This window comes from Corynebacterium sp. EPI-003-04-2554_SCH2473622, from assembly GCF_001665955.1.
Classification (GTDB): Bacteria; Actinomycetota; Actinomycetes; order Mycobacteriales; family Mycobacteriaceae; genus Corynebacterium; species Corynebacterium pseudodiphtheriticum.
The window spans coordinates 34,983-51,517 of record NZ_LZMN01000027.1; the positions used below are offsets into that span (position 1 = coordinate 34,983).

Below are 16,535 nucleotides of genomic sequence, written 5' to 3' on the forward strand. Positions count from 1 at the left end.
AAAGTTCTAGCAGGGATTATACTGAGCCTGACCTTGGCTGGGGAGATTTTTGTCCCGGAGCTGGGACGGAGGATTCCTAGAACGGAGGCTCTTCGTCTAGCCCCAAGACGTGCAGGAGCTTGGATGCCGGCCAAATGGCGATCCCTTGACCTTTTTCGTTGAGTTCCTCCGCTCGCTTTTCTTTCGAGGTCTTTTTCGCCCATTCGCCAACCACCAAAATGGTGGTTTTCTTCGTGACATTTTTGCCGATTTGTGCGCCGCGTTCCGCAATGTCTGACCACAACCGACCTTTGTCGTAAGGCTCGAATTCCCCGGTTAGCGTGACGTGTTCGCCGAATAACGGATGGTCTGAGTCTGCATTGTGGTTCGCTTCCGGCACGGTATCTGGGGTGGCGACGGCTTGCCATGGGGCGGGCTGGCCACTACCGGATTTCGCCGAGGATTTCCCGGCTTTTTCGCTTGTCGACGCCTGCTGGCTGCTTTGGCCGGTTTGCGCGTTGCTGCCGGTGCTTTGTGCTCCGCCACCGGCTAATTCGCTGAGATCAGTGCGCAGTACGGGAATGTGGGTGTCGCCGTGAACTTTGCCCAGTGCAAAATTACTGGCGGCATATAACTCGGCAACGCTGCCGCGGTGATGTTCGCGCAAGGCTAGCTCTACGAGTATCTCACCGGTGACGTAGGCGGCAGCGGCCGCGCTTTCTGTGGAAGCGGGTTTGTCTGTTGCGACTTCCAGTGCTTGGGCGATCGTGTCTAATTCATGGTCGCGAACGTCGATGGTGGCGTGCGTGCTGGCGTTGCGGGCTAGGGCTAGTGTGCACGCGTAGGTGAATGTAGCGTGAGTAGCAGCCAGCGCCCGATGCAGCTGTGCTGCCTGATAAAAACCGTTGTGGGCGACGATCGGGGTCGAGCCGTCGACAAGCGCTGGCGAATTCTGCAAATGGTGCGCGAATTCTTCTATGCTCCACGTTTTTTCTGTGTTGGCCTGGCCGTCGGTGTACTCCACGGTGTGGACGCGCAGTACGTTGTTGTATGAGGCTGTGCCGTTGGTATTGACCTCTGCTTTGCCTTCGCCGTCTGTGTTGTCTCCTGTATTCTTCTCGACGTTTCCCGTTGACTCGATAGCAATGGCTAGGAAATTTAGTCCAGCTACCGCACCTTCGGCTGGAGCTTTTCCTTGTTGGGCGTCACGAATATCGGTGATGAATGCTTGTAGTGCTTTGGTGCTCGCTTGACCAGGTGGGAAGGTGACTGACATATCAGTGCCGTGGAGCACAACGGAGCCGCACTCTAGCGCGGTGGGTTCAGTGGCGGAAATGCCGGTGATGTCAGCAATATTGATGGTTGAGACCGTGCGTGATTCGTCGCCGCGGTATAGCGCTGCGGATAATTCGCTACGCATCATGGTGATCGTGTCATTGGAGACGGTCAGCGTGGCGTTATGGGCTTGCGTCACGGCAGTGATCCTTCCTGGTTGGGCGGCTGTGGGGCTGGCAGTTCTGTTAATGGCACCGGGTTAACTCTGCTCATGGCACCGGGATTGCAGCCCTGCTAATAACACGGTAATGCCTCGTTCGACATCGGTGGTGCCAGCCCCGTTGCAATCGTTTGCGTTAGAACCATCGGTATTAGAGGTAGTGGTATTAGAGCTAGTGGATTTACTGGCAGCCGATTTACTGGCAGCCGATTTACTGGCAGCGAGCAATTGCTGAGCTGATTGTTCCATTATGCTTGCGCCGAACACTAGGTGTAGAGCCGAGGTGGCGGTAGCGATGACGTCGGCCTCGGCGTGGTCTGCGGCGTGGATGGCCGCAACGTGACCTTTTTTCGGCGCATTGTGTCCAAGCTCGTGGTGAATGCTAGCCACAAGGCTGTCACATAGGTGAGACCACAAGGGAGAATGTGGTTGTGAGACCGCTGCGTGCACTAGCTCGGCTCCATCACGGTGGGCAAGCAGTGTGGAGTGTAGCGTGGTGCAAAAATCCTGGGGGCTAGCGTACGTACTGCCCGGTGGTGCGTCGACAAGCGCAAAAACCGGCTGCAGAATCTTTTTTGCTACCGCTGTAATCAATTCTTGTTTGTTGGCGATATGCCAATAGAGGGCTCCTGCGGCAACGCCGAGGGAGTTCGCTACCCGTCGCATTGTCATATCCGCCAGCCCATAGGTGTCAAGAAGCTCCAGGGCCTGGGAGATGATGGTTTCGCGGTGTAGCTGCACAATTGCATAGTTTACGGCAGTCTGTTTTGTGTGTAGTACGTGACGGCGAGCGCCGCGATTCGCAGCGCCTAGCCTGAAGCTCACAGCAAGTTCCGAGGAAGTTTTCATGTTCGCACGCGGGGCAGGCTGTTAGGATTACGTGACGTTACGCCAAAGAGTTCAAGTATTCGCCTCCGTGGCGCTACCCCAAATATTCAAGGAGCATCCATGTCTTTGTCCCTGACACCCAAAAAAGCCATTGTGGCTCTCGCTGCACTGGCCCCACTGATTGTGGCTGGGTGCTCGTCGGCTGACGAGGAAACCGCTGCGAAAAACACTTCCACTGTCACCAGCACGTCGGAAACCCCTTCGGCAACCCCAACCGAAGACCCGGAGCATAAGGACGAACACGACAAGAAAGAAGAAGATCAGCACCCTGAGGGGCAGCAGCCGAAGCCTGGTAACCAAGCGGCAGCGGGCGGTGCCCCAGCACAGGGTGGCCATAATGGTCAGCCTGTCAACCCATTCGATCAGCAGCTCGACCAACAGCGTTTGAATGTGGCTCCTGTCGAGGGTGGTCAGCCTGCCGACGAGCAAACCATCGGTGAGATTCGTCAGTTGTTGGATGGCGCGTACCAGCAGGAGACCCTGACGAAATTCATGCAGTACATCCCGAATAACACTTGCCGCGCGGCTTTGGATGAAATTGGTGGCGCTAATGCCTTCAATATGGATGAATTAGATCCGGCAACTCGTGCGCAATTCGACCGGGCATATGAACTTATGCCAAACCGCTCGTACATTGAGTCTGTCACCAACGTGCAGCGCAACGGCGACCGTGCTTCGGCAACCGTTACGGTAAACACCCCGCAGGGCAAGGATGAATCCATCCAGCGCTACCAGATCGAAGACGGCCAGTGGAAGTTCTGTAAGTAATTCATGGCTCGCAGTATTCCGCGCTGGCTGGGGGACCGGGCTGGGCTGATTGGTCTCTGGCTGATCGTGTATTCCGTTGGCGGCGCAATTTGGGGGTTGTTGCGCCCGACGTTTTCAGCGCAGGTTGTCAGTACCGAGAGTCTGATCCCAGATTATTCTGATTCCAGCCATTTCATAGCGTTTGCGACGTATGTGATCGCCACTGCCGCGATGTCCGTGGCATTGGCGATTTTCGCCTATCTTCTGCAAGGTTCCCGCAAATTCGTGGATTTGTTGTGGATTGGCGTGGTTGCTTTAGCAGGGGCAGTGTCATTTCTGGCCATTGGCGACGTCGTTGGCATGAGTGTGCATGGCATAGGGGCTGCTGATCAGCTTGCGCCGGGGACTACGATCACGACGATAGCTGCCGCCAAACCCGGTATTTCGGGTTACCTGGTCTCGCCATTCGTGGCTATGCTGGTGTATTGGTCGTTACAGGTTCTTAGTCCTGCGACGGAAACCACGAAAAACCCTGTCGTGAAACAAACAGAAGACGCCTAGCCAGCATTAAGGAGCCACTACGGTGTTAAGCACGATCGACCTGCGAGGCCAAGTGCCCACCACTGCCCAATTGCGCCGTAGCCTGCCACGGGGCGGTACAGATATTACGTCGGTTTTGCCGACGGTCACGCCCATTATTGAAGCGGTGAAAACGGGTGGGGCGCAAGCGGCATTGGAATTTGGTGCACGTTTCGATCGCGTGCGGCCGGACTCTGTGCGCGTGCCAGCAGAAATTATGGACCGTGCCGTCGGTGAGTTGCAGCCGGATGTGCGCGCGGCGATTGAGGAAGCCATTGCTCGGACCCGCAAGGTACATAGTGAGCAAAAACCACAATCGCATACGACCGAGCTTGCCGACGGCGCCCGCGTGACTGAGGTTTTCCGTCCGGTGGAACGCGTCGGCTTGTATGTGCCTGGTGGACAGGCGGTGTATCCGTCGTCGGTAATCATGAATGCTGTGCCGGCACAGGAGGCCGGCGCAGAATCACTCGTAGTCGCGAGCCCGCCACAGGAAGATTGTGGTGGTTGGCCGCATCCGACTATTTTGGCTGTTTGCCGGTTGCTCGGGGTTGATGAAGTCTGGGCGGTTGGCGGCGCGCAAGCGGTGGCGCTGCTGGCTTATGGCGATGACGAGTTGTGTGAGCCGGTGGATATGGTCACCGGCCCGGGCAATATTTATGTCGCTGCCGCCAAGCGTTTGGTACAAGGCGTGGTTGGTATTGATTCGGAGGCCGGCCCCACGGAGATTGCAATTATCGCCGATCACACTGCGAACCCGATTTGGGTCGCGTATGACCTGATCTCCCAGGCAGAACACGATGAGATGGCAGCGAGTGTCCTGATCACTGCTGATGAAGAGTTTGCCACTCGTGTGAACCATGAGGTTGCAAAGCGCTATGGCGTGACTGCCAACCACGCTCGTGTCGAACAAGCCTTGCGTGGTCAACAGTCCGGCATTGTGCTTGTCGACGACCTTGAGCAAGCCGTACGTGTGGCAGATGCCTATGCGGCTGAACATTTGGAAGTGCATACGGAAAATGCCCGCGAAATTGCCGAACGCGTTCGCCATGCGGGAGCGATTTTTGTGGGGGAATATTCTCCCGTGCCGTTGGGTGATTACGTGGCCGGTTCTAACCACGTGTTGCCTACGGGAGGCACAGCTCGCTTCTCGGCAGGGTTGTCGACGCATACCTTCCTACGTCCGGTGAACTTGATTGACTATGATCGTGTAGGTTTGCGTTCGGTCGCAGAGCACGTGATTGCATTTTCGCAGGCCGAACAGCTGCCTGCCCACGGTGAGGCGATCCGGGCGCGTTTTGCTGAGCGTGCGGAAAACGCGGAGGGCTAGCGCATGGTCGATATTTCCCATTTGCCTTTGCGCGAGGAGCTGCGTGGCCAACGGGCTTATGGAGCCCCACAGCTTGCGGTACCAGTTGCGCTGAATACTAACGAAAATCCATACCCGCCGTCACCGGCACTAGTGGAAACGTTGTTGGAGGAGATCAGGCAATTGTCTTCCCAACTTAACCGGTATCCGGACCGCGATGCGGTGCAGTTACGTGCGGACTTGGCGGACTATGTGACACGTCGGACCGGGGTAGAGGTTACTGGGGAAAACGTGTGGGCAGCCAACGGATCGAATGAGGTTTTGCAGCAATTGTTGCAGGCATTTGGTGGTCCTGGCCGTAGCGTGTTGGGTTTCCAGCCGTCGTATTCTATGCATCCAATTTTGGCTGCTGGTACACACACAGAATTTCTTAACGTCCCGCGGCGGGCAGATTTCACCGTCGATATTGATTCCGCACTGGCTACAATCGCCGAACACCGACCGTCGGTCGTGTTTATTACGACGCCCAATAACCCGACTGGTACGCCCACTAGTTTGGACGAAATTGAGCAGCTGTGTCAGGCTGCCCATGCTGCCAACGGCATTGTGATTGTCGACGAAGCTTACGCAGAATTTTCTGCCAGCCCGTCGGCGGCAACGCTGATCGCGAAGTATCCTGCCACACTGGTGGTCTCGCGCACCATGTCCAAAGCCTTCGATTTTGCGGGGGTGCGGCTGGGCTATTTTGTTGCCGATCCCGCCTTCGTGGAGGCCGTGCAGTTAGTACGTTTGCCGTATCACCTTTCGGTGTTGACACAAGCTGCCGCCCGCGCTGCTTTGCGCCATGCTGATGAGACGCTGGCCGACGTCGGCAAGCTAATCGAAGGGCGCAATCATGTGGTTGCCGGGTTGGAAAAATTCGGTTATACCGTGATGCCCAGCGAATCCAATTTTGTGTTTTTCGGAAAATTCGCTGAACAACACGAAGTCTGGCAGCAGTTTTTGGATCGTGGGGTGTTGATCCGTGACGTCGGCGTTGCCGGATATTTGCGGGCGACGATCGGTACACCAGAAGAAAACGAAGCCTTTTTGCAAGCAGCACGGGAGGTGCAGCGATGAGCGCACGCATTGGCACGCATCAACGGGCCACGAGTGAATCTGATATCTCGGTAGAAATCAACGTGGACGGCCCAGCAACAACCGATATTTCCACTGGTCTGCCGTTTTTTGACCATATGCTTACTGCTTTCGCCGTGCACGGTGGCTTTGGGTTGCAGGTTGCGGCGCGTGGCGATATTGAAGTCGACGCTCATCACACTGTGGAAGATACCGCGATTGTTTTAGGCGAAGCTTTTGCGAAGGCGCTCGGAGATAAAGCCGGAATTACCCGTTTTGGCCAGCAGCAGTTGCCAATGGATGAAGCGCTGGTAGAAGCCGTGGTGGATATTTCCGGTAGGCCGTATTGCGTGTTTCGGGGAGAACCGGAGCACTTGGTGCACCAGATCATTGGCGGCCACTACGCAACGGTTATGAACGAGCATTTTTTTGATACTTTCGCCAAGCACGCGGGGCTGACTTTGCATGTTCGCTGCCATTATGGTCGCGACCCGCATCACATCACCGAAGCAGAATTCAAGGCGGTGGCCCGAGCCTTGCGTGCCGCGGTGCAGATTGATCCGAAGCAAGCTGGCCATATCCCGTCTACTAAAGGTGCGCTGTAATGGCGAATCTATCGGTATTAATCACATTTTTGTTCGCCGGTTTGCTCGCTGGTGGCGCCGTCAGTGCCTATCGTGCCGGTGCCAAAGCCTGGACGATTATTGCTGCCGTTGCTGCGGTGTCAGTGATAGTGCTGGCCATATGGATGATGACTATGCAGATGCCGTAAGCTGCGAAAAGTAGGTGAGCGACAGCACTGCGTAAAGCGAGGAGGCGATGCCGACGATGAGTCAGCAGCATGGTGGTGACAACAACGACCAGCGTGAGCAGACTACTGGTGATGAGCAACCGCGGGTAGTCCAGTCGCCGGCGGGCTCGATCTGGAAAGTTCCTGGTTTTAGCTCCACAATGGTGGCGATCGGCGCTGCTTTCGGCGCGTTTTCTTTGCTGCTACCCGTGTTGCCCCTGGCAGTGCTTGATTCGGGAGGTTCTGCCACTCTTGCCGGTGGTGCTACCGGTTCGTTCATGGCTGCGACCGTCGCTATCCAGATCTTTACCCCGCAGTTGGTGCGCAAGTTTGGCTATAACCCGGTGATGATGGTTGCTGCCTTCATGCTGGGAGTACCCGCACTGGGGCATTTGTTAGGGATGGAACCGTGGGTGGTGCTGCTGTTTTCTGCTTTGCGCGGTACCGGATTCGGTGCCTTGACCGTTGCGCAGTCCGCCTTGATCGCAGAATTAGTGCCTATTCGCCTGTTGGGTAAAGCCACTGGAATTTTGGGCGTATTCGTTGGTGGTGCGCAAATGGTGTTCATGCCTGTGGGCTTGATGATGGGCGACGCCTGGGGTTATCACACGGTGTATTACCTGGCAGCGATCACCGCTTTGATTGCGGTTGCCATGATTGTTCGGTTGCCGAAGCTATTCCCAGCCACCGCGGATGAAGACAACACCGGTGTTGTGCACGTATCTATGTGGAAATTAGTGCTTGTGCCTGCGCTGGCGATGACTAGTATTTCGATGAGCTATGGTGTGGTGTCGTCGTTCTTGCCAGCTTCGGTTCGTGAAGCGGACCCGGCTACTGGTGCTGTACTGGCCGGTTTCATGCTCTCGTTAATCGGGGCGATGACCTTCATCTTCCGTTTGGTTTCCGGTACGGTTGCCGACCGCACCGGAAAGCCGGGCATGTTGATGATCCCCATGCAGATTCTTGGATTGTTCAGCATGTTGTTGATGGCCATTGCGACTTATGCCGGCTGGTCGATCTGGTGGCTGGTTTTGGCCGCACTGCTTTTCGGTGCCGCCTTCGGTGCTATGCAAAACGACGCGTTGCTGTCTATGTTTGATCGCCTACCGCGACACAAATTCTCCGAGGCTTCGGCCGTCTGGAATATTTTTTATGACGCTGGCACTGGGCTAGGCTCTTTGGCTCTCGGTGCTCTGGTTGCAGGTTATGGTTATGCCGGAACTTACCTTGCCGCTGCGGGAATCGTTTTCTTATTAATTATTCTGACCAGCCTGGATGCTTTCATCGGTAAGCATCGGACCACCGAATATCACCATATCCGTGGGCGTTTGCGGCAGGTGCCGGGAGCTCGCACGGCGGGTCGTGCGTGGCGCGTCTCCCGCAGGGGTGCTTCCCGTTTGCGGTTTGGTAAGAAGTCATAGCCTAAACTGTCAGGCATGAGTCCGACTGTTGCCCTGCTTGATTATGGTTCCGGAAATATCCGTAGTGCTTACCGCGCCCTTGAGCACGTTGGTGCGGACGTAGAAATTACCAAAGATCCGCAAATTTGTCTGAACGCAGATGGCCTACTCGTGCCGGGGGTGGGCGCGTTTGCTGCGTGCATGCGTGGGCTGCGTGAGGTGCACGGCCCCCGGATCATCGGCCAGCGCCTAGCCGGTGAGCGTCCGGTGTTGGGGATTTGCGTGGGCATGCAGGTGTTGTTTGAACACGGTGTGGAACATGACGAAGCCGCCGATGGTTGCGGTGAATGGCCGGGCACTGTTGAACGATTGCAGGCGCGGGTATTGCCGCACATGGGGTGGAATACCGTGCAGCAGCCTGATTCGCCCATGTTTGCTGAGCTTTCCGACGACGAACGCTTCTATTTCGTGCACTCTTATGGGGTGCGCACCTGGCAACTAGATGGCACTGATTTTGCAGCCCCGCCGCGCGTTGCTTGGTCCGAGCATGATGGCGATCGTTTTGTGGCTGCAGTCGACAACGGTGCGTTGTGGGCGACACAATTCCATCCAGAAAAATCTGGTGCGGCTGGTTCGCAGTTGCTGCGGAACTGGATTAACACGCTATAACAGGCTGCACACCGTGCTAAAGGAACAAGAAAGAAGCTGTCATGAATTTTAGTCTTCTCCCCGCTGTTGATGTTGTCGATGGCCAAGCTGTTCGCTTGGATCAAGGCGCTGCTGGCACAGAAAAATCATATGGTGATCCGATTGCTGCCGCTCGCCGATGGCAACAGCAGGGTGCACAGTGGATCCACTGTGTTGATTTGGATGCGGCCTTCGGGCGCGGTTCCAACCACGAGCTGTTGGCACAGATTGTGGCCGAGGTGGGGGTCAACATTGAGCTAACTGGTGGTATTCGTGATGATGCATCTTTGCAGCGAGCTCTAGCTACCGGTGCGCGTCGCGTGAATATTGGTACTGCCGCGCTGGAGAAACCGGCATGGATCGAGCGAGTTTTGGCCGAACATGCCGATGTCGTCGCGGTGGACCTTGCGGTGTTGCGCGATGAATCGGGCGAATGGCGTACTCGCGGTCGCGGTTGGGAAACCGACGGCGGGGACCTGTGGGAGGTGCTGGAACGTCTAGACGCGGCTGGCTGCCGGCGCTTCGTTGTCACCGATGTGTCGAAAGACGGCACGCTGACCGGCCCCAATATCGATCTGTTGCGGGAAGTTAGTGCAGCTACTGAAGCAAATATTACGGCTTCGGGTGGGATTTCTAGCTTGGACGATGTGGCCGCCGTCGCCAAGCATGCCAATGAAGGAATCGATTCCGTGATTATTGGCAAAGCGTTGTATGAGGACCGTTTTAGTTTGTCAGCGGCACTCGAATTGGTGGATGGACTAGTAAGCAAGACCACACGTGGCTAAGATCGGGTTTTAATGGATGCATCCGAGAGCACTGCACGTGAGTCGAGAGCATATGAGACGAGTACGCAAGAATCGCTGCAGTACCTAGCACAGTTGGAAGAACTCCTAGGCAAGGCCGAGGAGATGTTTCGTGCTGGCTTCGGCACTGCGCCCGCTCGCAGGAAGTCCGGGGGATCGCCGGTGACCACTGTCGATTTCAGTATTGAAGAATATCTGCGCGACACATTGCAGGGCATCGCTGGCGCTACGGTCTGTGGTGAGGAGCGCGGCGGGGAGATTGGCGCAGAACCTGCGTGGGTAATTGATCCGATCGATGGCACCGCGAACTTCGCGGCGGGCAATCCGATGTGTGCGATTAATGTTGCCTTGGTGGCGAATTACCGGCCGGTGGTCGGCATGATTGCATTGCCGTTGCTGCACAAGCGCATTAGCGCAGTAGCCGGTGGGGGAGTGTTGCGAAACGGAGAGCATTTTGTGCGTCATCGACCGCACGGGCACATTGGGGCGTCCAACGTGGGTTCGGCTGCGGTGGATCAGGTTTCCGCACACCGTCGTGCACAAATGCTGGAAGATATTGTTTCGCAGGGCCTATCCACCCGTATTACTGGTTCGGTGGGCCTCGATTTGGCTTTTGCTGCTGAAGGAATTTTTGATGGCATTATGAATTTTTCACCGTTCCCCTGGGATAATGCTGCGGGGGCGTTGTTGAACGCTGAGGCCGGGTTGGTGGTCACTGACTTGGAAGGCCGGCCGTGGACGACGCGTTCGCATGGCATCATTGCCGGCAGTGCTGATATTCATCATCGCTTGCACCGTTTGGTGCGAGAGAACTAGCGGCTCAGCTCAGGTCTTGAAATACGGTAAATACGGTCATAAACACCGGTCGGAAATAACGGTCAGAAAACTCGGTTGGAAATACTAGAAAAGGGGCAGTGCTCATGAGCCTGGCAACGCGGGTGATTCCGTGCTTGGATGTAAAAGATGGCCGTGTGGTCAAAGGCGTAAATTTTACCGGCCTGCGTGATGCCGGTGACCCCGTGGAACTCTCTCGTCGCTATGAGGCTGAGGGGGCAGACGAGCTGACCTTCTTGGATGTTTCTGCTTCTCAGCAGGGGCGCGGCACCATGTTGGAAGTTGTGCGTGCAACTGCTGAGCAAGTGTTTATTCCTTTGACCGTGGGCGGTGGGGTGCGTAGCGCTGCGGACGTGGATGAATTATTGCGTGCCGGTGCAGATAAAGTCTCGATCAACACCGCGGCTATTCATCGTCCAGAGTTGCTCCGCGAGTTGTCGCGTCGTTTTGGTTCGCAGTGCATTGTGCTTTCGGTGGATGCGCGTAGGGTAGCTGGAAATCCAGTAGCTGATATGCCTTCGGGTTTTGAAGTCACCACCCATGGTGGTTCGAAATCCGCAGGCCTCGATGCCGTTGAATGGGTGCGCACGGGCCAAGAACTTGGGGTCGGCGAGATTTTGCTGAATTCCATGGACGGCGATGGTACGAAAGCTGGTTTTGATCTCGAGTTGATCACCGCGGTGCGGAAGCACACGAATTTACCGGTAATCGCTTCGGGCGGGGCCGGGGCCGCCGAACATTTCCCACCAGCGATCGCGGCTGGTGCCGATGCGGTGCTCGCGGCGTCGATTTTCCACTTCGGGGAGGTCACTATCGATCAGGTTAAAGCCACCATGGTGACTGCGGGATTGACGGTGCGATGATGAGTACACAAGATAACCCTGCTGATTATGAGTTGGATCCGGACGTCGGTAAGCGGCTTAAGCTCAATGCTGCCGGTTTGCTTCCGGTGGTGGTGCAGGCAGCCGATACCGGGGAAGTGCTCATGCTGGCGTGGATGGATACTCATGCGTTGGCATACACGCTGGCGACACGCCGTGGCACCTATTACTCGCGCTCTCGCCAGGAATACTGGATTAAAGGTTTGACTTCCGGCAATACCCAGCAGGTGGAGTCGGTGGCGCTGGATTGTGATGGCGACACGGTGCTGTTGCGCGTTCGGCAAAGTGGTGGGGCTTGCCACACGGGTGATCGCACATGTTTCGATGCTGACGTTTTGCTAGCCTAAAATAATGTTTTCGCATCGGGTTTCTGCGCTGTTATTGGGTTTGGGCGCTGCTGGTCTGTGGGGAGCGTCCCGGATGGATTGGGTGGTTGCTGACACCGCCGATGATTTGGCGGGGGATCGCGCAATTGCGATTAGTGGCGGGCAGTGGTCCATGGAAACCACCGCGCTTGCTTTGGTTATGTTGGCTGGGTGTGTTGCTGGCTTGGCGTTGCGGCGCTTGGGGCGTCGTGTGGTCGGTGTTATTTCTGCTCTGGCTGCCATTGGTGCTAGTTGGTCTGGCTTGACGATGCTGGCGGGAACCCCGGATCCGGAGCATGCTCGCAATGTGCTGCGCGCGGCCGCCACGAATGAAACCGCGGTGAATGCGGAAGGCATTAGCGAATGGGCCCACGTGGTGGCAGCGGAGCCAAATGTTGTTGGCCCGGTGTTGAGCTTGCTGGCCTGCGCTGTGGCGTTGTTTGCCTCGGTGCTTTTGGCTATGCGGCCGGGAGTAGATCCGGCTGCGGTGAACAAATATGAGCGGAAAGCTGCGCGTGAGGAAAAGCTTGAGCGCGAGTTGGCAGAAAGTCCAGATTCTGGACGCGTGTTGTGGGATGCGCTGGATGCCGATATCGATCCGAGCGAGCGCCCAAGCGGCGAGACGTCTTCTGATAATCGTAGGCCAGACGACCGCTGATTGCTGTTTTGGAAAGCTACCAGCCGCCGTACAGCTCCCACCTGGGTGACGCTAGGCTGGCCTTAATGTGCTTTGCAGTGGTGTTCTTTGTGGTGATGTGGAATACTCAAAGCATGATGCTGCGCATGATGGTGCGCGTACACGAAGGGGTGGTAGCTGGTGACAACCGTGCTGGCAGCTGATGCCATCGTGGCTGAAATACTTGCCGACGTCGCCGCCCGTGAAGCCCGCGTATCGTTTGCGGATATCAAAGCGCTTTCGCGGTCTGTGCCCAGCCCGCGCCCGGTAGTATCAGAGTTGCTTCGCCCTGGTTGTAGCATCATTGCGGAAATTAAACGTGCCAATCCTGTGCCGCATATGCACGGTGGCAATGATTGTGTAGTTCGCGCAGATGCGCCGCGTTTGCTTGATTTCGATGCTGTGTCTTCGCTTGCCGACGTCGCCGGCTTGGCGCAAGGGTTCGCGCAAGCCGGGGTGGCGGCGGTCGCCTGCCAGACAGAGCAACTGCGATTTCGGGGATCCCTGGAAGATATGGCTACTGCCCGGGCAGCTAGTTCCGTCCCTATGCTGTGTCGGGACATCATAGTGGACCCCTACCAAGTGCATGAAGCCCGCTTTTTTGGTGCCGATATGGTTCCGTTGCAGGTAGAGCTATTAGCGCAAGCACGTCTGGTGGCATTAGTTGATCGCATTGAAAGCCTGGGGATGACGGCATTGGCAGAAGTGCGTAGCCCGGAACAAGCCCAACGCGCGGTTGCGGCTGGGGTAAAAGTCGTCGGTATTAATGCCCGTGGCTTGCATTCGCGGAACTTAAATCCGCATCGATTTTCCGCTATCGTGCCTCACTTGCCCAGCGATGTGGTGCGTATTGGCTTGGGCGGGGTAATGAGTGCCCGCGAAGTTTGGCGCTACGCCGGGTGGGGAGCGGACGCGGTGTTGGTGGGGGAAGCTCTCATGGCTGCGCCGCGCCCGGCGGTGCTAGCCCGTGATCTGGTGGCAGCCGGCCTGCACCCAGCATGCCCTGTATGGCGTAGTTGAGCGCCTCATTTTGCCATTGCTATCTGCGGTAGCACCCCGCCTACCTATCCCTAGTATCGGCCTGACTTAGCACGCTGGATTATGCTTTGGGGGCTTATGGCAGAATCCTAAGTCATGGTTACAGATTTTTTGGCGAATATTCCGTCTCCGCCGCAGGGGGTGTGGCAGCTGGGGCCACTGCCTTTGCGTGCTTATGCCTTGTGCATCATTGCAGGCATTATCGTCGCGCTGTATATCACGCAGGCTCGCTATGTGCGGGTTGGTGGCGACTCCAACGTGGTGTGGGACGCGGCGATTCTGGCGATTCCTGCTGGGGTGATTGGCGGCCGTGCTTATCACGTGATTACGGATCACCACAAGTATTTTTGTGCGGATTGTGACCCGGTGGATGCTTTGCGGATCACTAATGGTGGTTTGGGTATTTGGGGTGCGATTGCATTGGGCACTATTGCGGTGGCGGTGATGTTTAAAATTCGTGGAATTCGCCTGGCCCCATTCGCCGATGCTGCGGCTCCGGCCATCGTGCTGGCGCAGGGCATTGGGCGTTTGGGTAACTGGTTTAACCAGGAGTTGTACGGTCGAGCTACTGATGTTCCGTGGGCGTTGGAGATTTACCAGCGCGTGGATGAAAACGGCAATTATGCTCCGGTTGCGGGAACATCCACGGGTGAGGTCATCGCGACGGTGCACCCGACCTTCCTCTATGAGTTGTTGTGGAACGTTGCGATCTTTGTCTTTTTGTTGTGGGCGCACAAGCGCTTCCGTTTGGGCGGCGGGCAAGTCTTCGCGTTGTATGTGGCGGGTTATACCGCAGGTCGGTTCTGGATTGAGCTGATGCGTTCCGACGAAGCCACGTTGCTATTCGATGCAGTGCGTGTGAACGCGGTGGTTTCTGTGGTCGCTTGTGTTCTTGCGATCGTTGCCTTGGATGTCCTGGGCAAGCGCTTTCGGCGCCAAGTTCAGGAGGGCTTGGTGGATCCGGCGGCTCCTGCGAAACCGAAAAACTCTGACTAGCGGTGCGCTAAGCGGGTAAACTTAGGCGACGTGGACAGACGAACAAAGATTGTATGCACACTTGGACCAGCCGTCGCCAGCCAGGAAGCCATTTCGGGCTTGGTTGCTGACGGGATGAACGTTGCTCGCCTGAACTTTTCGCATGGTGAACACGAAGATCACCAGCGCAATTATGAATGGGTGCGCCAGGCCGCCGCGAAAAGTGGCAAGGCTGTTGGTGTGTTGGCTGATCTGCAAGGCCCGAAGATTCGCTTGGGCCGGTTTACTGAGAATGAAACCTATTGGGCAACCGGCGAAACGGTGCGTATCACCGTCGATGATGTGGAAGGCACCCATGATCGGGTGTCGACCACTTATAAAAATCTTGCCGACGACGCCCGCCCGGGCGATCGACTATTGATTGATGACGGCAAAGTCGCCGTAGAATGCGTTGAAGTCGACGGCACCGATGTGGTCTGTCGTGTGACTGAGGGCGGCCCGGTATCCAATAACAAGGGTGTTTCCTTGCCCGGAATGAATATTTCCGTGCCGGCGCTGTCGGAAAAGGATATCGAAGACTTACGCTTCGCGCTACGCCTAGGCGTGGACTTTATTGCGTTATCGTTTGTGCGCTCACCATCGGATGTGGACTTGGTTCACGCGATCATGGATGAAGAAGGCCGCCGCGTACCAGTGATTGCGAAGTTGGAGAAGCCTGAGGCTGTCGACGCTTTGGAGTCCATCATCTTGGCTTTCGATGCGGTTATGGTTGCCCGTGGCGATTTGGGTGTAGAAGTTCCTTTGGAACAGGTTCCACTGGTGCAGAAGCGCGCGATTCAGATCGCTCGCGAGAATGCGAAACCGGTGATCGTGGCTACCCAGATGTTGGATTCGATGATCGAGAATTCACGCCCAACCCGAGCAGAAGCCTCCGACGTGGCCAATGCGGTGCTCGACGGTGCTGATGCGGTGATGCTGTCGGGAGAAACCTCTGTGGGCGTAGATCCGCACAACGTGGTCCGTACTATGGCGCGTATTGTGCTGGAAGCCGAAACCATTGGTGAGCTGCCTGATTTGGGGCATATCCCACGCACCAAACGCGGTGTGATTGCGTACTCTGCCCGCGACATCGCCGAGCGTTTGAACTCCAAGGCTCTCGTGGCGTTTACTACCTCGGGCGATACGGCCAAGCGTTTGTCGCGTCTGCGATCCCAGCTGCCACTGTTGGTATTCACCCCGCACGAGTCAGTGCGCTCACAATTAGCACTGACATGGGGCGTGGAGACATTCTCGTGTCCGGAGGTCGCTTCGACCGACGAAATGCTGCACGTGCTGGACCGCCAGTTGGTTAAGGTCGATGGTTATCACCGCGACGACGTAATCGTGCTGGTTGCTGGCACTCCACCTGGGGTTGAAGGCAATACCAACATGGTGCACGTCCACGCGATCGGCGAAGACGTGCGCATTACGCCACAGAACTAAACGGCAAAAACATGAGCGCGCAATAATCAGGGCAATTGCTCTAAGCCGCTACGAAACTCAGCAGTGCACCGGCACCCGCAAGGGTGGTTGCGTGCACTGTTGGTTTATATTCGGGCACAAAGTTGGCCTGGTGATTGACTGGTACATCTGTGTCTATGGTGCCGCGGGCGGAGGCCTCATCCCACAGCTGGCGTGGCGTCGAACCCACGAACCAGAACAAGTAAGGCACGTTCCATGCCTTGGGCAAATAGGTGAAATCTTCCGAGACCGTGGAACGCTGCGCTGTTACGCTCTGTTCACCAAAAGTCGCATCAAAAGTTGCACGCACACGGTTAAAAACTGCGTCGTTGTTATCTACCACCTCGCCGTGGGCATAGAAATGAAACTCCGGTTCGTTTGTGGAACCAGAAGCATCGACTTCTGCTTGCACCACGCGCTTAAGCGCAGCGTATACGCGTTCTGCTAATTCCTCGTCGTAATAGCGGGTGTTG

General features: G+C 56.5%; 18 protein-coding genes and 1 pseudogene. 16 read left to right on the forward strand and 3 right to left on the reverse strand.

What is annotated here, in order from left to right:
• Positions 1-76: 76 nt before the first annotated feature.
• Both A5774_RS02155 and A5774_RS02160 read right to left on the reverse strand, forming a co-directional pair.
• The gene (locus tag A5774_RS02155) at positions 77-1,453 is read right to left on the reverse strand and encodes a hypothetical protein (protein WP_082936060.1); all 1,377 of its coding nucleotides are present in this window, start codon (positions 1,451-1,453) and stop codon (positions 77-79) included.
• Positions 1,454-1,513: 60 nt separating this feature from the next.
• Complete coding sequence (locus tag A5774_RS02160; protein ID WP_197490222.1) at positions 1,514-2,215, reverse strand: TetR family transcriptional regulator; 702 nt, start codon at positions 2,213-2,215, stop codon at positions 1,514-1,516.
• Positions 2,216-2,422: 207 nt separating this feature from the next.
• Here A5774_RS02160 and A5774_RS02165 point away from each other — a divergent pair, with 207 nt between their 5' ends.
• From A5774_RS02165 to pyk, 16 genes are all read left to right on the forward strand, one after another.
• On the forward strand, positions 2,423-3,130 hold the full coding sequence (locus A5774_RS02165; RefSeq protein ID WP_027018268.1) for a hypothetical protein: 708 nt from the start codon (positions 2,423-2,425) through the stop codon (positions 3,128-3,130).
• A 3-nt stretch (positions 3,131-3,133) separates the two neighbouring features.
• Positions 3,134-3,670 carry a hypothetical protein gene (locus A5774_RS02170; RefSeq protein ID WP_021352416.1) on the forward strand — a complete coding sequence of 179 codons (537 nt, stop codon included), beginning with the start codon at positions 3,134-3,136 and terminating at the stop codon, positions 3,668-3,670.
• Positions 3,671-3,692: 22 nt separating this feature from the next.
• A complete protein-coding gene (hisD, locus tag A5774_RS02175; RefSeq protein WP_064833178.1) occupies positions 3,693-5,018 on the forward strand; it encodes a histidinol dehydrogenase in 1,326 nt (441 codons plus the stop codon).
• A gap of 3 nt (positions 5,019-5,021) precedes the next feature.
• Entirely contained in the window at positions 5,022-6,116 is a 1,095-nt protein-coding gene (locus A5774_RS02180) for a histidinol-phosphate transaminase (protein WP_064833179.1), read from the forward strand.
• Positions 6,113-6,718 (forward strand): imidazoleglycerol-phosphate dehydratase HisB, encoded by a 606-nt coding sequence (gene hisB, locus A5774_RS02185; protein WP_064833180.1) that lies wholly within the window; start codon positions 6,113-6,115, stop codon positions 6,716-6,718. The genes A5774_RS02180 and hisB overlap by 4 nt, the downstream gene beginning before the upstream one ends.
• Positions 6,718-6,885, forward strand: coding sequence for a hypothetical protein (locus A5774_RS11435; protein WP_021352412.1), 168 nt, complete (start codon positions 6,718-6,720; stop codon positions 6,883-6,885). Before hisB ends, A5774_RS11435 begins: the two co-directional genes overlap by 1 nt.
• Before the next feature lie 56 nt (positions 6,886-6,941).
• Positions 6,942-8,324: an MFS transporter gene (locus A5774_RS02190; RefSeq protein WP_064833181.1), complete on the forward strand. Its 1,383-nt coding sequence runs from the start codon at positions 6,942-6,944 to the stop codon at positions 8,322-8,324.
• A gap of 15 nt (positions 8,325-8,339) precedes the next feature.
• Positions 8,340-8,972: an imidazole glycerol phosphate synthase subunit HisH gene (gene hisH / locus A5774_RS02195; RefSeq protein WP_021352409.1), complete on the forward strand. Its 633-nt coding sequence runs from the start codon at positions 8,340-8,342 to the stop codon at positions 8,970-8,972.
• A gap of 41 nt (positions 8,973-9,013) precedes the next feature.
• The gene (gene priA, locus A5774_RS02200) at positions 9,014-9,775 is read left to right on the forward strand and encodes a bifunctional 1-(5-phosphoribosyl)-5-((5-phosphoribosylamino)methylideneamino)imidazole-4-carboxamide isomerase/phosphoribosylanthranilate isomerase PriA (RefSeq protein WP_021352408.1); all 762 of its coding nucleotides are present in this window, start codon (positions 9,014-9,016) and stop codon (positions 9,773-9,775) included.
• 12 nt (positions 9,776-9,787) lie between these two features.
• Positions 9,788-10,609 carry an inositol monophosphatase family protein gene (locus tag A5774_RS02205; RefSeq protein ID WP_082936061.1) on the forward strand — a complete coding sequence of 274 codons (822 nt, stop codon included), beginning with the start codon at positions 9,788-9,790 and terminating at the stop codon, positions 10,607-10,609.
• 104 nt (positions 10,610-10,713) lie between these two features.
• Entirely contained in the window at positions 10,714-11,490 is a 777-nt protein-coding gene (gene hisF, locus A5774_RS02210) for an imidazole glycerol phosphate synthase subunit HisF (RefSeq protein WP_064833182.1), read from the forward strand.
• Positions 11,490-11,855: a phosphoribosyl-AMP cyclohydrolase gene (gene hisI / locus A5774_RS02215; protein ID WP_027018261.1), complete on the forward strand. Its 366-nt coding sequence runs from the start codon at positions 11,490-11,492 to the stop codon at positions 11,853-11,855. Before hisF ends, hisI begins: the two co-directional genes overlap by 1 nt.
• A gap of 4 nt (positions 11,856-11,859) precedes the next feature.
• Positions 11,860-12,531 (forward strand): TIGR02234 family membrane protein, encoded by a 672-nt coding sequence (locus A5774_RS02220; protein ID WP_064833183.1) that lies wholly within the window; start codon positions 11,860-11,862, stop codon positions 12,529-12,531.
• Positions 12,532-12,690: 159 nt separating this feature from the next.
• Entirely contained in the window at positions 12,691-13,569 is an 879-nt protein-coding gene (locus A5774_RS02225; RefSeq protein ID WP_064833184.1) for an indole-3-glycerol-phosphate synthase, read from the forward strand.
• 114 nt (positions 13,570-13,683) lie between these two features.
• Positions 13,684-14,583 carry a prolipoprotein diacylglyceryl transferase gene (gene lgt / locus A5774_RS02230; protein ID WP_064833185.1) on the forward strand — a complete coding sequence of 300 codons (900 nt, stop codon included), beginning with the start codon at positions 13,684-13,686 and terminating at the stop codon, positions 14,581-14,583.
• A gap of 30 nt (positions 14,584-14,613) precedes the next feature.
• Positions 14,614-16,044 carry a pyruvate kinase gene (pyk, locus tag A5774_RS02235; protein WP_064833186.1) on the forward strand — a complete coding sequence of 477 codons (1,431 nt, stop codon included), beginning with the start codon at positions 14,614-14,616 and terminating at the stop codon, positions 16,042-16,044.
• Between the two features lie 40 nt (positions 16,045-16,084).
• Here the strand turns inward: pyk and A5774_RS11440 are convergent.
• Positions 16,085-16,535 (reverse strand): annotated as a pseudogene (locus A5774_RS11440) (amidohydrolase); the annotation flags it as partial.